Origin of the sequence: Paractinoplanes ovalisporus (assembly GCF_016834655.1) — a bacterium.
Classification (GTDB): Bacteria; Actinomycetota; Actinomycetes; order Mycobacteriales; family Micromonosporaceae; genus Actinoplanes; species Actinoplanes ovalisporus.
In genome coordinates, this window is the sequence record NZ_JAENHP010000003.1 from 482,684 (window position 1) to 496,594 (window position 13,911).

10 protein-coding genes are annotated in these 13,911 nt (G+C 71.5%); all 10 read left to right on the forward strand.

Features of this window, described 5'->3' with window-relative positions:
- Positions 1 to 110 precede the first annotated feature (110 nt).
- Positions 111 to 3,707 carry a nitrate reductase subunit alpha gene (locus JIG36_RS12525; protein ID WP_203376687.1) on the forward strand — a complete coding sequence of 1,199 codons (3,597 nt, stop codon included), beginning with the start codon at positions 111 to 113 and terminating at the stop codon, positions 3,705 to 3,707.
- Positions 3,707 to 5,206, forward strand: coding sequence for a nitrate reductase subunit beta (gene narH / locus JIG36_RS12530; RefSeq protein WP_268919584.1), 1,500 nt, complete (start codon positions 3,707 to 3,709; stop codon positions 5,204 to 5,206). The genes JIG36_RS12525 and narH overlap by 1 nt, the downstream gene beginning before the upstream one ends.
- Positions 5,203 to 5,844, forward strand: a complete 642-nt coding sequence (narJ, locus tag JIG36_RS12535; protein WP_203376280.1) for a nitrate reductase molybdenum cofactor assembly chaperone — start codon at positions 5,203 to 5,205, stop codon at positions 5,842 to 5,844. The genes narH and narJ overlap by 4 nt, the downstream gene beginning before the upstream one ends.
- Positions 5,841 to 6,626, forward strand: a complete 786-nt coding sequence (gene narI, locus JIG36_RS12540) for a respiratory nitrate reductase subunit gamma (RefSeq protein ID WP_203376281.1) — start codon at positions 5,841 to 5,843, stop codon at positions 6,624 to 6,626. Before narJ ends, narI begins: the two co-directional genes overlap by 4 nt.
- A 66-nt stretch (positions 6,627 to 6,692) precedes the next feature.
- A complete protein-coding gene (locus JIG36_RS12545; protein ID WP_203376282.1) occupies positions 6,693 to 7,898 on the forward strand; it encodes an MFS transporter in 1,206 nt (401 codons plus the stop codon).
- A gap of 70 nt (positions 7,899 to 7,968) precedes the next feature.
- Positions 7,969 to 9,690: a GAF domain-containing sensor histidine kinase gene (locus tag JIG36_RS12550; RefSeq protein WP_236046669.1), complete on the forward strand. Its 1,722-nt coding sequence runs from the start codon at positions 7,969 to 7,971 to the stop codon at positions 9,688 to 9,690.
- An 81-nt stretch (positions 9,691 to 9,771) separates the two neighbouring features.
- Positions 9,772 to 10,749, forward strand: coding sequence for an Acg family FMN-binding oxidoreductase (locus JIG36_RS12555; RefSeq protein ID WP_203376283.1), 978 nt, complete (start codon positions 9,772 to 9,774; stop codon positions 10,747 to 10,749).
- A 94-nt stretch (positions 10,750 to 10,843) separates the two neighbouring features.
- Entirely contained in the window at positions 10,844 to 12,166 is a 1,323-nt protein-coding gene (locus JIG36_RS12560) for a CoA-binding protein (protein ID WP_236046913.1), read from the forward strand.
- A gap of 73 nt (positions 12,167 to 12,239) precedes the next feature.
- Positions 12,240 to 12,854, forward strand: a complete 615-nt coding sequence (locus JIG36_RS12565) for a chemotaxis protein CheB (protein ID WP_203376285.1) — start codon at positions 12,240 to 12,242, stop codon at positions 12,852 to 12,854.
- A 290-nt stretch (positions 12,855 to 13,144) separates the two neighbouring features.
- Positions 13,145 to 13,843: a hypothetical protein gene (locus JIG36_RS12570; RefSeq protein WP_203376286.1), complete on the forward strand. Its 699-nt coding sequence runs from the start codon at positions 13,145 to 13,147 to the stop codon at positions 13,841 to 13,843.
- Positions 13,844 to 13,911: the final 68 nt, after the last annotated feature.

Genomic DNA, 13,911 nt, shown 5'->3' on the forward strand with positions numbered 1-13,911 from the left:
GTCCCGCTCCCGCGGGCGCCGACGGCCGCCCGCCGTCGCCGGTCATCGCCGAAGGAAGTGGCCCCGTGTCATCAGAACCCGCGACCGATGCCGTTCCCGGCACGGCTCCGCTGCTCGCGGCCCGTCGCTTCCTCAAGCGCGAGACGGTCGGCGACCACGGTCGTACGCTGCACCAGCTCGACGACAGCGCCTGGGACGCCTTCTACCGGGACCGGTGGCGTTACGACAAGGTGGTGCGGTCGACCCACGGCGTCAACTGCACCGGGTCCTGCTCGTGGAACGTCTTCGTCAAGGACGGGCTGATCACCTGGGAGCACCAGGCCACCGACTACCCGACGACCGGGCCGGACGCGCCGGACTACGAACCGCGGGGCTGCCCTCGCGGGGCGTCGTTCTCCTGGTACGAGTACTCGCCGTCGCGCGTGCGGCACCCGTACGTGCGCGGGGTTCTGGCCGAGATGTACCGAGAGGCCCGGCAGCGGCTGAACGACCCGGTGCTGGCGTGGGCCGAGATCGTCGAGACACCGCTGAAGGCCCAGGCCTACAAGGCGCAGCGGGGGCGCGGCGGCTTCGTGCGGGCCAGCTGGGACGAGGCGATCGAGATGACGGCCGCCGCCCACGTCTGGACCACCAAGACGTACGGGCCGGACCGGGTTGTGGGTTTCTCGCCGATCCCGGCGATGTCGATGGCGTCGTTCGCGGCCGGCACCCGCTATCACGCGCTGCTCGGCGGCACCCTGCTCAGCTTCTACGACTGGTACGCCGACCTGCCGATCGCCTCGCCGCAGATCTGGGGCGACCAGACCGACGTGCCCGAGGCGGGCGACTGGTGGAACGCCACCTACCTGATGATGTGGGGCTCCAACATCCCGGTCACGCGGACGCCGGACGCGCACTTCCTGGCCGAGGCACGGTACAAGGGCACGAAGGTGGTCGCGGTCAGCCCCGACTACGCCGACAACGTCAAGTTCGCCGACGACTGGCTGGCCCCGCACCCGGGCACCGACGGCGCGCTGGCGATGGCGATGGGCCACGTCGTGCTCACCGAGTTCTTCCGCGACCGGGAGGTCCCCTACTTCCGGGACTACGCCCGCAAATACACCGACCTGCCGTTCCTGGTCACGATCGTCGACGGCCGGGCGGACCGCTTCCTGACCGCGGCCGACCTGGGTCAGACCGGTGGGGAGCACAAGACGGTTCTCATCGACGAGCGCACCGGCCGACCGGTCGTGCCGAACGGCTCGCTGGGCTTCCGCTACGCCGAGGACGGTGAGGGGCGCTGGAACCTCGACCTCGGCGACGTGGTCCCGGCCCTGGGCATCAGCGGCGGCGAGGCCGTCACCGTCGATCTGGCCCGCTTCGACGTCGGCGACACCGAGGGCGGCACGATCGTGCGGCGCGGCGTCCCGGTGACCAGGATCGGTGACCACCTGGTCACGACCGTCTTCGACCTGCTGATGGCCCAGTACGGGGTCCGCCGGGGCGACCTGCCCGGCGACTGGCCGACCGGCTACGACGACGCCGACTCCCCCAACACCCCGGCCTGGCAGGAGAGGATCACCGGCGTGCCGGCCGCCGTCGCCGCGCGGATCGGACGCGAGTTCGCCCGCAACGCCGAGCGCAGCCGGGGCCGCTCGATGATCGTGCTCGGGGCCGGCGCCAACCAGTGGTTCCACTCCGACATGACCTACCGCGCGTTCATCTCGCTGGTCACCCTGACCGGCTGCCAGGGTGTCAACGGCGGCGGCTGGGCCCACTACGTCGGCCAGGAGAAGGCCCGCCCGGTCACCGGGCAGCAGCACATGTCGTTCGCGTTCGACTGGCAGCGCCCGATGCGCCACCAGGCCAGCACACCGTTCTGGTATCTGCACACCGACCAGTGGCGCTACGAGCGGATCCCGGCCGACGAGCTGGCCTCGCCGCTGGGCACCGGCCGGTTCGCCGGCATGGCCTTCGCCGACACCGTCGCCGCCGCCCAGCGGATGGGCTGGAGCCCGGGCCACCCGTTCTTCAACCGCAACCCCCTCGACCTGGCCTCCGCCGCCGCCGAGGCCGGCCTCAGCGTCCAGGACTATGTGGTCGCGTCGCTGAAGGACGGCTCGTTGCGGACAGTCGCCGAGGACCCGGACGACCCGGCCAACTTCCCCCGCTGCCTGACGCTGTGGCGGTGCAATCTGCTCGGCTCGTCCGGCAAGGGCAACGAGTACTTCATGCGCCACCTCCTCGGCGTCGAGGGCTCGGCGAGCGCCGCCGAGTGCGAACCCGGCCGGCGACCGCGCGACCTCGCCTGGCGCGACGACGCCCCGATCGGCAAGCTCGACCTGCTCACCGCGATCGACTTCCGGATGACCAACACCGGCCTGCACGCCGACGTGGTGCTGCCCGCCGCGACCTGGTACGAGAAGAACGACATCTCCACCACCGACATGCACCCGTTCGTGCACGCCTTCAGCCCGGCCGTCGAGCCGCCCGGCGACGCCCACACCGACTACGACGCGTTCCTGGCCCTGGCCGACAAGGTCGGTGAGCTCGCCGTCGGCCACCTCGGGGTGCGGCACGACGTGCTGGCGGCGCCGTTGCAGCACGACACCCCGGACGAGCTGGCCATGCCCAGCGGCCGGGTGCGGGACTGGAAGTCCGGCGAATGCGAGCCGGTGCCCGGCCGGACGATGCCGAAGCTCATCGAGATCGAACGGGACTACACGCTGATCGGCAGGAAGATGCGCACCGTCGGCCCGCTGCTCGACAAGCTCGGCACCACCACCAAGGCGGTCACGGTCGACGTCACGCCGGAGATCGAATACCTCAAGCACCAGAACGGCGTCATCGACGGCCGCCCGTCTCTCGAGACCGCCGACCGGATGTGCGAGGCGATCCTGACGCTCTCCGGCACCACCAATGGCCGGGTGGCGGCGGCCGGGTTCGCCGAGCTCGAGAAGCGCACCGGTCAACCGTTCCGGGACCTGATCGAAGGGCATGAGAACGACCGGATCACGTACGCCGAGACCCAGGCCGCGCCGCAGCCCGTGTTCACCAGCCCGGAGTGGTCGGGTTCGGAGAAGGGCGGCCGCCGCTACTCGCCGTTCACCCTCAACGTCGAACGGTCCAAGCCCTGGCACACCATCACCGGCCGGCAGCACTTCTTCGTCGAGCACGACTGGGTGGCCGAACTGGGCGAGCAGCTTCCGGCGTTCCGTCCACCGCTCAACATGGCCCGCCACTTCGGCCGGCCCGGTGACGCCGTCGACGGTGGTGTGACCGTACGGTTCCTGACCCCGCACGCGAAGTGGTCGATCCACTCGATGTACCACGACAACGAGCTGATGCTGGCCCTGTCCCGCGGCGGCCCGGTCATCTGGATGAGCGACCGGGACGCGGCGAAGATCGGTGTGCGGGACAACGACTGGATCGAGGCCCATAACCGCAACGGCGTGGTGGTCGCGCGCGCCGTGGTCAGTCACCGCATGCCCGAGGGCACGGTCTTTCAATACCACTCACCCGAACGCACCGTGAACGTCCCCAAGGCCGAGAAGTCCAAGCGCCGGGGCGGCTACCACAACTCGATGACCCGGCTGCTCATCAAACCCACACACCTGGCCGGCGGGCACGCCCAGTTCACGTACGCCTTCAACTACTACGGCCCGATCGGCAGCCAGCGCGACGAGATCACCGTGATCCGCCGCCGCACCCAGGAGGTGGAGTACTGATGCGGATCCGTGCGCAGGTCGCCATGGTGATGAACCTCGACAAGTGCATCGGCTGCCACACGTGCTCGGTGACGTGCAAGCAGACCTGGACCAACCGGGAAGGCACCGAGTACGTCTGGTTCAACAACGTCGAGACCAAGCCGGGCATCGGCTACCCGAAGCACTACGAGGACCAGGACCGCTGGAAGGGCGGCTGGAAGCTCGACGCCAAGGGCCGGCTCGTGCTGCGCTCGGGCGGGCGGGTCAAGCGGCTCAGCCGGATCTTCGCCAACCCCGACCTGCCCTCGATCGACGACTACTACGAGCCGGCCACGTTCGACAAGGACATCCTCGTCAACGCTCCCGCGGGCCGGACGGACACCCCGGTCAAGCGGCCGTACTCGGCGCTGACCGGCGAACCGATGGCCGTCACGTGGGGCGCCAACTGGGAGGACTCGCTGGGCGGAGCGTCCGGGCGGGAGGACCCGAACCTGGCCCGGATGGCGGCCAAGGTCACGTTCGAGTTCGAGAAGACGTTCATGTTCCACCTGCCGCGCATCTGCGAGCACTGCCTCAACCCGGCCTGCGTCTCGGCCTGCCCGTCGGGCGCCATGTACAAGCGCGAGGAGGACGGCATCGTCCTGGTCGACCAGGACCGGTGCCGGGGCTGGCGGATGTGCGTGTCGGCCTGCCCGTACAAGAAGGTCTACGTCAACCACGCCACCGGCAAGGCCGAGAAGTGCACCTTCTGCTTCCCGCGCATCGAGGCCGGCCAGCCCACCGTCTGCTCCGAGACGTGTGTCGGCCGGCTGCGTTATCTGGGCATTCTCTGGTACGACGAGGACGCCGTGCTCGCCGCCGCCTCGGTGCCCGACGACGAGCTCCTCGACGCGCAGCGCGCCGTCTTCCTGGACCCGTTCGACGAGGCCGTGCAGCAGGCCGCCCGCGACGCCGGGCACCCCGAGGAGTGGATCGGGGCGGCGCAGGCCTCGCCGGTCTGGAAGCTGATCAGTGAGTACCGCATCGCGTTGCCGCTGCACCCGGAATATCGCACATTGCCGATGGTCTGGTACGTGCCGCCGTTGTCACCCGTGCTCGACGCGGCCGGCGCCGCTGGGCGCGACGACACCGACGCCGACGACATCTTCCACACCATCCGCGACCTGCGCATCCCGGTCGAGTATCTGGCCGAGCTGTTCACCGCCGGCGACGCCGAAGCAGCCGGCGGCGTGCTGATGAAGCTGGCCGCCATGCGTTCCTACATGCGGGCCCGCACCCTGGACGGCACCGTCGCCCAGGAACTGCTGGACGGCATCGACATGACCGGCGAGCAGGTCGAGGCGATGTACCGGCTGCTCGCCATCGCCAAGTACGACGAGCGGTACGTCATTCCGGCCGCGCACGCCCGGGATGCCGCCGTGCTCGAAGCCCAGGCCGCCGCGCACGGGGACTGCCCGGTCGGCGACCCTGACGGCGCCGGCCCGTTCTTTCCGGCCGACAGTCTGCGGGTGCGGTCATGAGAGCACGCCTCTTCGAGCTGGCGTCGCTGCTGCTCACCTATCCGGACGACGAGTTGCTGCGCGCCGGTGCCGACCTGCGGGCCGCCGCGGCGTCGGTCGAGCCTGACCCCGTACGGGAAAAGGTCGTCGCCTTTCTCGACTGGCTGCTCGGCGTGGCCCCGATCGAGGCCCAGCGCGAGTATGTGCAGACCTTCGACCTGCGCCGCCGGTCCGGGCTGTACCTGACGTACTACCTGCACGGCGACACGCGCAAGCGGGGGATGGCGCTGCTCGTGCTCAAGCAGCGCTACCGCGCCCACGGCCTGCGCCTGACCGACGGCGAGCTGCCCGACCTGTTGCCGGTCGTGCTCGAGTTCGCCGCCGTGGCGGGTCCCGGCGACGGCGAGGCCCCGCTGCGCCAGCACCGGCAGGGTCTCGAACTGCTCCGGGCCGCCCTGACCGAGTCGGGTACGCCGTACCGGCACCTGATCGACGCCGTCGGTGCCGTGCTGCCCGAACTCACCGACGACGACCGGGCCGCCATCGCCGCCCTGGCCGTCGACGGGCCACCGGTCGAGGCCGTCGGCCTGGAGACCATCGGCGCCGGCCCCAGCCTGTCCACCTATCCGACCTGCACCCCCGTGGAGGCCCCCCGATGACGACGGTCCTGTGGGTCGTCCTGCCCTACGCCTGCCTCGCCGTCTTCCTCGCCGGGCACGTCTGGCGCTGGCGGCGCGACCAGTTCGGCTGGACCACCCACACCAGCCAGCTGCTCGAGAACCAGCTGCTGCGGCTCGGCTCCCCGCTGTTCCACCTCGGCGCCTTCGGCGTCATCGGCGGGCACGCCCTGGGTCTGCTCATCCCCGCGTCGCTCACCCGGAGACTGGGCGTGTCCGAGCACGCCTACCACCTGGTCTCGGTGTCGGCGGGCTCGGTCACCGGCGTCATGCTCGTGGCCGGCCTGGCCCTGCTGATCGCCCGCCGTTTCGTCAACGGGCGGATCCGGCGCGTCACCACGACGATGGACAAGGTCCTGTACGCCTTCCTGACCGCCATGGTCGTGCTCGGCATGACCGCCACGGTCGGCCGGAACATGCTCGGCGGCGGCTACGACTACCGGGAGACCATCGCGGTCTGGTTCCGCGGAATCTTCTGGTTCCAGCCCCACACCGAGCTGATGACCGGCGCGCCGCTGGTCTATCAGTTGCACGCCCTCGGCGGCTTCCTCTTCCTGGCGATCTGGCCGTTCACCCGTCTCGTGCACGTCTGGTCCGCACCGTTGGCCTACCTGTGGCGCCCGTATGTCGTCTACCGCGCCCGCCGCGGGCCGGCCCCGGCACCCCGGCCGGCGCCCGCGGCAGTGCGGGACGCCGACCGCGGTCGTCGAAGCGAGTTGATCGCTTTGGTCCCACCGGGGCGGGACGAAGGTCCCTACTCCTGACCAGGACACCACGCAACGCTGACGTCGAGGCCCGAGCGGGCCGGCCCACCGACCCGTGGAGGAGCCATGAGCACGTCCCAGCTTCGCAGGACCAGAACCGGCAGCCCCGGCGTGATGCTCGCACTGGCGACCATCGGATTCGCGGTCAACTTCTGGGCATGGGCCCTGCTCAGCCCGCTGGCCACGAAGTTCACCGCGATCCTGCATCTCGACTCGTTCCGGCAATCGCTGCTGGTTGCGGTCCCCGTCGTCGTCGGCTCGCTCGGCCGCATCCCGATCGGCGCTCTCACCGACCGGTTCGGCGGCCGGATCATGTTCCCACTGGTGTCGCTGTCCACTGTGTTCCCGGTGCTCTATCTGGGTCTGTTCGGCCATGACTCCTTGGCCGCGATCCTGGTCGGCGGATTCTTCCTCGGCATCGGCGGAACCGCCTTCGCGGTCGGTGTGCCCTTCGTCAACGCGTGGTTCCCGCCGGCGCGGCGCGGCTTCGCCGTCGGTGTCTTCGGCATGGGTATGGGCGGCACCGCGATCAGCGCCCTGACCACCGTCAAGCTCGTCGACGCCGGCAGCATGCGGACCCCGTTTCTGATCACCGCCACCGTGCTCGCCCTCTACGCCGTCGTCGCCTGGGCGGTGCTGCGCGACGCGCCGGACCGGGTCGTGCCGACCACGCCGTTCACCAGCCGGCTGCGCTCCACCGTCCAGCTGCGCATCACCTGGCAGGCCGCCGCCCTGTACGCGGTCGCCTTCGGCGGCTACGTCGCCTTCTCCGTCTACCTGCCGGCGTACCTCAGGAACGCGTACGGGCTGACCCAGGCCGACGCCGCCAACCGGATGGCCGGCTTCGTGCTGCTGGCCGTGCTCATGCGCCCCGTCGGCGGCTGGCTCTCCGACCGCGTGCCGCCCACCCGCGTGCTCGCGGCCAGCCTCGGCGTCGTCGTGCTCGGCGCGCTGGCCCAGTCCTTCACACCGGGTCTGTCCCCGATCGGCACCATCGCCTTCCTCGGCATGGCCGCCGCTCTCGGCACGGGCAGCGGCGCCACCTTCGCCCTGGTGGCCCAGAAGGCACCGGCCAGCCAGGTCGGATCGGTCACCGGCGTGGTCGGTGCGGCGGGTGGCCTGGGCGGTTTCGTCCCACCGCTGATCATGGGAGCGGTCTACGGCAGCTACCACTCGTACACACTCGGCCTGGTGCTGCTCGCCGTCGTGGCCCTGTCCGCACTGCTGTTGGATCTGCTGGCCGTCGGCCGTCGCGATGCGGCGCCGGCGTGAGGCCACCGACCCGAATCTCGGTCCGCATCCAGCGGTTCCGCTCATCCGCGCTGAGGGCTAGCCTGACGCCATGGGTGAGAACCCTCCATCCGACGATCGCATCGACCCGCCGTCTCTCGGCCTCAGTCCGCTGTCCCGGCTCCGGCTCGACGAACTGCTGCAGGAGATGCTCGACCGGGTCGGTGACGTGATGGCGAGCCGGGAACGGCTGCGGGCGCTGCTCGACGCCGTCGTCGGCATCAGCACCGACCTCGACCTGCGCAGCACTCTCGGCCGCATCGTGGAGGCGGCGTGTGCGCTGGCGGGGGCCCGCTACGGGGCTCTCGGTGTGATCGGCAACGACCGTACGGAACTGGTCGACTTCATCACCCACGGCATCGATCCCGAGACCCACGCCCGGATCGGTGACCTACCACGCGGGCGCGGGGTGCTGGGCGTGCTCATCACCGACCCCAGGCCGGTGCGGCTGCCCGACATCACCCGGCACCCCGACTCGTACGGGTTCCCGGCCCACCACCCGCCGATGCACAGCTTCCTCGGGGTGCCGGTGCGCACCCGCGACCAGATCTTCGGCAACCTGTACCTCGCCGAGAAACACGGAGCCGCGCAGTTCAGCGAAGACGACGAGGAGATCGTGGTCGCCCTCGCGGCTGCGGCCGGTGTCGCGATCGACAACGCCCGACTGTACGCCCTGACCAGGCGCCGGGAGCGCTGGCTGTCCGCCACGGCCGAGATCACCGGTGTCCTGCTGGGTAACGTCCGGCGCACGGAGGCCCTGCGGCTGATCGCCCGGCGCGCCCGCGAGGTGGCCGGCGCGGAACTGGTCCTGGTCATGTTGTACGAGGAGGAGAACTCGCGATACACGATCGAGGTCGCCGACGGGGCCGATCCGTCGTACGCGGCTCTCGCCGGCAAGGTCGTCGCGGTCGATCCCGAAGCGGCGGCCGAGTTCGGTCGCGAGAAGTTCCGTGCGCTGGAAAACCTCCGCGCCGCCACCGAATGGCCCGGCCCGGTGCCCGAGACCCCGGCGATGGCCGCGCCGCTCGCCGGGGCGGACACGCTGCACGGCGTCCTGATCGTGACCCAGCCCGACGGCGAGCTGCCCAGCGACGAGGACGCCGTGCAGCTGTCGACCTTCGCCGGTCAGGCCGCGCTCGCCCTGGAACGGGCCCGGGCCCAGGAGGAGCGCCAGCAGCTGGCCGTACTCGAGGACCGCGAACGCATCGCCCGCGACCTGCACGACGTGGTCATCCAACGGCTGTTCGCGACCGGCATGCATCTGCAGGGGGCCGTGCTGCAGGCGGGCCGGCGCGACGTGGCCGAGCGCATCAACACCGCCGTCGACGACCTCGACGCCACGATCCGTGACATCCGGCGGTCCATCTTCGAGCTGCGGGCACCCACCGGCCCGTCTCTGCGCACCGACCTGCGCGAGGCCCTGGACGCGGCGGCCGAGGCGCTGGGCTTCCCGCCTGTCCTGGACACTTCCGGTCCGGTCGACAGCGCCATCCCCGACGACGTGAAACCGGAGCTGCTGGCGGTGCTGCGGGAGGCGCTGTCCAACATCATCCGGCATGCCCAGGCCACCGCCGTACGGGTCTCCGCCCGCGTCGCGGCCGGCGAGGTCGTGCTCTGCGTAGAGGACGACGGGATCGGCCTCGACCTGTCCCGGGCCCGGGGCGGCCTCGTCAACATGGGCGAGCGCGCCCACGACCTCGGCGGCAGTTTCGAGGTCGTTTCCGGGCCCGATGGCGGCACCGTCCTGACCTGGCGAGTTCCACTCGGCGCATGAAACAGGACCTTCGGCCCTTAACGGTCGGCGGGCGGGTGGGGCACCCTCGTGGGCACTGACCCGCGACGGAGGTTCCCCCACGTGAACGGCTACGACGACGCTGATCTGCGTGCGGCCGCCGAGGCAGGAATACGTGCCCCGTCGATGCACAACAGCCAACCGTGGCGGTTCCGGATGCGGGACGGGGCCATCGAGATCCTGGCCGACCCGGCTCGCCGGCTGCGGACGGCGGACCGGAGCGGCTGGGCGGTCCGGATGGCGTGCGGCGCCGCCACCTTCAACGCCCGTCTCGCGCTGGCCGTCCGCGGCCGCCCGGCCGAGGTGTCCCTGCTGCCGCACACAGCCAAGCCGGAGACCCTGGCCCGGCTCGACCCCGGTCCCGACCGGCCGCCGGCGTCCGCCGAGCGTGAGCTGTTCGCCGCCATTCCCCATCGGCACAGCAACCGGTCGCCCTTCCGGCCCGATCCGGTGCCGCCCGCGGCCCGGAAACAGCTGATCGAGGCGGCCCGGGACGAGGGAGCCTGGCTGGATCTCCTGGTCGGCATGACCGCCCTGACCGGTTTCGCGCAGATCGCCACCAGCGCGGAACGGGTGCTGCGGCGTGACGCCGGCTACCAGGCCGAACTCGCCGCCTGGACCCATGCCGACGGCGCACCCGACGGTGTGCCGGCCGAAGCCGGAGCGCCGCTGCCCCAGCCGTACGATCTGCTCCCCCAACGGATCTTCGGAGACCGGCCCCGGCCCGCCGGGGTGGACTACGAACCCGAACCGCTCGTGGGCATCCTGGGCGTCGCCGGTGACCTGCCGATCGACCACCTCACGGCCGGTCAGGCCCTGCAGAAGCTGCTGCTCACGGCCACATCGGCCGGGCTCTCGGCCTCGATGATGTCCCAGCCGGTCGAGGTCGTGGCCGCCCGCGATCAGCTGCGCCGCTCGCTGGGCCGCTCCGGGTTCCCGCAGATGACCCTCCGCATCGGCTTCGGTGAACCGGTCGGGCCGGCGTCCCGTCGCGGGGTCGACGACGTCCTCGACGCCCGTGAATCCCCGCAGTCGGCCTGAGCCGCCATCGCCGTCGGGACTTTCGGCCCTGTCCGCACCGGTCCGGGGTAAGCAGTCTGAAGGCTGACACCGACGGAGAAGCCGGGTGACAGCCATGGCGACCACGATGCTCTCGACGGCCCGCCCCGGTCCGGGCCTCGACACTCCTGCTCGCGGCTTGAGGCCGTTGCTGGCCCCGCGGTCGGTGGCGGTGACGGGAGCGATGCGGCGGCTGGGCAACGCCGGCCACGAGCTGGTGCGGGCGTTGCGTGACTACCGGTTCCGCGGGCGGTTGTACCCGGTGCACGACTCGGGCCGCCCGGTCTGCGGCGTTCCCGGCTACCGCACGATCGCGGACCTTCCCGCACCCGCCGACCTGCTTGTCGTCGCGGCCGGCGGTGACGACGCGGTGCGGGCGATCCGGGCGGCCGGGCGCCGGGGCGTCGGGGGTGCTGTGGTGCTGTCCGGCGCGGGCCGGGAGGTGGTCATGGCCGCGCGGCAATCCGGCGTCTACCTGATCGGTCCCGGCAGCATCGGACTGCTCAACACCGATCCGCAGGTGCGGCTCAACGCCACCCTGGCCCGCACTCGGCCGTCGCGCGGCGGTCTGGCTCTGGCCTCGCAGTCGGGCGCGGTCGGGGTGGCGCTGCTCGAGCACGTCTCCCGCAACGGCTGCGGCGTGGCCAGCTTCGTCTCGGCCGGAGAGGGCCGGGACCTCGACTTCCCCGGTCTGGCCGACTACTGGCGCCACGACCCGCGGACCCGCGCCGTGGCGCTGTTCCCCGACCGGCCCGACGATCTCGGACAGTTCGCGGAGCAGGCCCGTGCGCTGTCGCTGCACACGCCGATCCTCATGGTCGGCGGCGGAAGCGCGGACTCGGTCGTCGCCGGCGCGCGCCTGGCCGACGCGGGCGTCATCCTCACGACCGGTCTGGACGAGATGGTCGACGCCGCCCGGATTCTGGTCGGCCGTCCCCTGCCGGCTGGAAACCGCCTGGCCGTGGTCGGCAACGCCGGCGCCCTGATGACCATCGCCGTGGAGACCGCCCGGGCCTACGGGCTGACGGAACCGCCGGGCGCCGGGCCGGCTCCGGTGGATCTCGGCCCGCAAGCCGGACCGGCCGCGATCGCGGAGGCCGTCGACGCCGTGGCCGGGAACAGTGAGGTGGACATCGTTCTGGCGGTCGTCGTGGGTACCCACACCAACTGTCCCACTGCGATCATGAATGCTCTCGCCGATGTGCTGGACCAGCGGCCCGACCTGACCGCCGCCGTCGTGCTCGCCGGCAGCGCCGATGACATCCACCGGACGGGCATCCGCGAGATTCCCGTCTACCGGCAGCAGGACCGGGCCGTCCGGGCGCTCGCGCACGCGCACCGCTACGCGGTCTGGCGCCGCGGCCCGGGACATGTCCGATCGCGGCGCCGGCGGGGCTGATGACCCTGACACCGGGCCCCGGGCGGCGGAAGCCTGGGACCGGGGATCCCGATGACGGCCGGCGGGAGGCGTGATGGAGCGTTCAGCGACTCCGATGCCGTACGTGGTGGGACTCGCCTGCTCCGCCGGCGGGTTCGACGCGCTGACCCGAATCGTGTCCGATCTGCCGGCGGGCTTTCCGGCCACCGTCATCGTGCTGCGGCATCAGCGCCCCCACCCGGGCGGCGATCTGCTGCTTCCGCTGCTGTCGCGTCGCAGCGCCCTGCCCTGCGCGGTCGCCCACGACAACCGGCCGGTGGTCCCGGGCACTGTGATCATCGCGCCGCGCGGACAACACACCCTGATAACCCCGGACCGGCACATCATCCTCATCGAGTCCGGCGACCGTCCACCGTACCGGCCGTCGGCCGATCTGCTGTTTGTGAGCATGGCCCTCGCCGCCGGGCCCCGGGCGGTCGCCGTCGTGCTCTCCGGTTACGGCAACGACGGCGCGACCGGCGCCACCGCGGTCCACCGCCTCGGCGGCCGCGTCATCGTCAGCGACCAGACCAGCTCCAAGGTCTTTGTGATGCCGGCCGCGACGCTGGCCCGGGATGACATCGTGGACTGCGTCGTCCCGGTCGAGTCGATCGCGCCGACGCTGGTGGCAATGGTTGAGGGTCCTCAGCCCCGCACCGGCGTGGCTTGAGCCCTCACCGTTCTCGGGCCGGTCGGCCCTGGCCCCGGCAAGCGTCACGCGTGACGATGAAGGGGAGTTCGCCGGCACATTGGGTGACAATCCAGGGTGGTGGAGACGAGCCCACCATGGACCCGAGGAGGGCCCGGCCGGCGGACTCAGCGGCCGCGATGCGGCTCCGTCGTTGTCTCTCGCACTGCCTTGTCCGCATCGTGGTCGCGTCCGCCCCGGCCGGACGCCGGCGGTGCTTCCGCGCACCCGCTGAGCCCGGTATTGGTGGACACACCAGAGGGGTTCGCGCCATGACACCGCTCGAACGGGCCGCCGAAGCCGCCCGGCACGCGCCGTCCATCTTCAACACCCAGCCCTGGCTCTGGCGGGTGGACGCCACGGCCATGGAACTGTACGACGACCCGCGTCGCCGGGTGACCGGCGTCGACCGGGACAGCCGCCTGATGTTGCTCAGCTGCGGCGCGGCTTTGCACCACGCCCGTGTCTGGCTGAGCGGGAACGGCTGGCCGGCGTCGGTCGAACGGCGGCCCGACCCCGACCGGCCCGGCCTTCTGGCCCGGTTGACGCTGGGCGAACCGGCGCTCCCGGATTCTGAGGCCGCGCGCATGGCCCGCGTCATCCCGTACCGGCACACCGACCGGCGCCCGTTCGGCGATCGGATGGTCAGCGACACCGAGATGACCAGACTGCGGCGGCTCGTCGAGGCGGAAGGCGCGTATCTGCACACCGTACGGCGTGATCAGGTTGCCGCTCTCGCGTTCGCCACCGGCGCCGCGGCCCGAGCCGAGCTGAACAATCCGGACTACCGCTCGGAGCTACGTATCTGGACTCACCGGCCCGGTTCCCAGGGTGACGGCATCACTTCCGCGACGGCGGTCGGGCCGGGCCCGCGGACAGTCCCGATCCGCGACTTCTACCCGGCCGGCCCCGATCCCGCTCCGCCGTCGCCCCGCCGTGAGCTGCGCGACATCGTCACCGTCGTGACCTGACGCCGTCGCAGCGGACTTCCGGCCCGGCCACAGAGGTCGTGCCGCCCTGTCGTGCCGCCGTGCCCGGG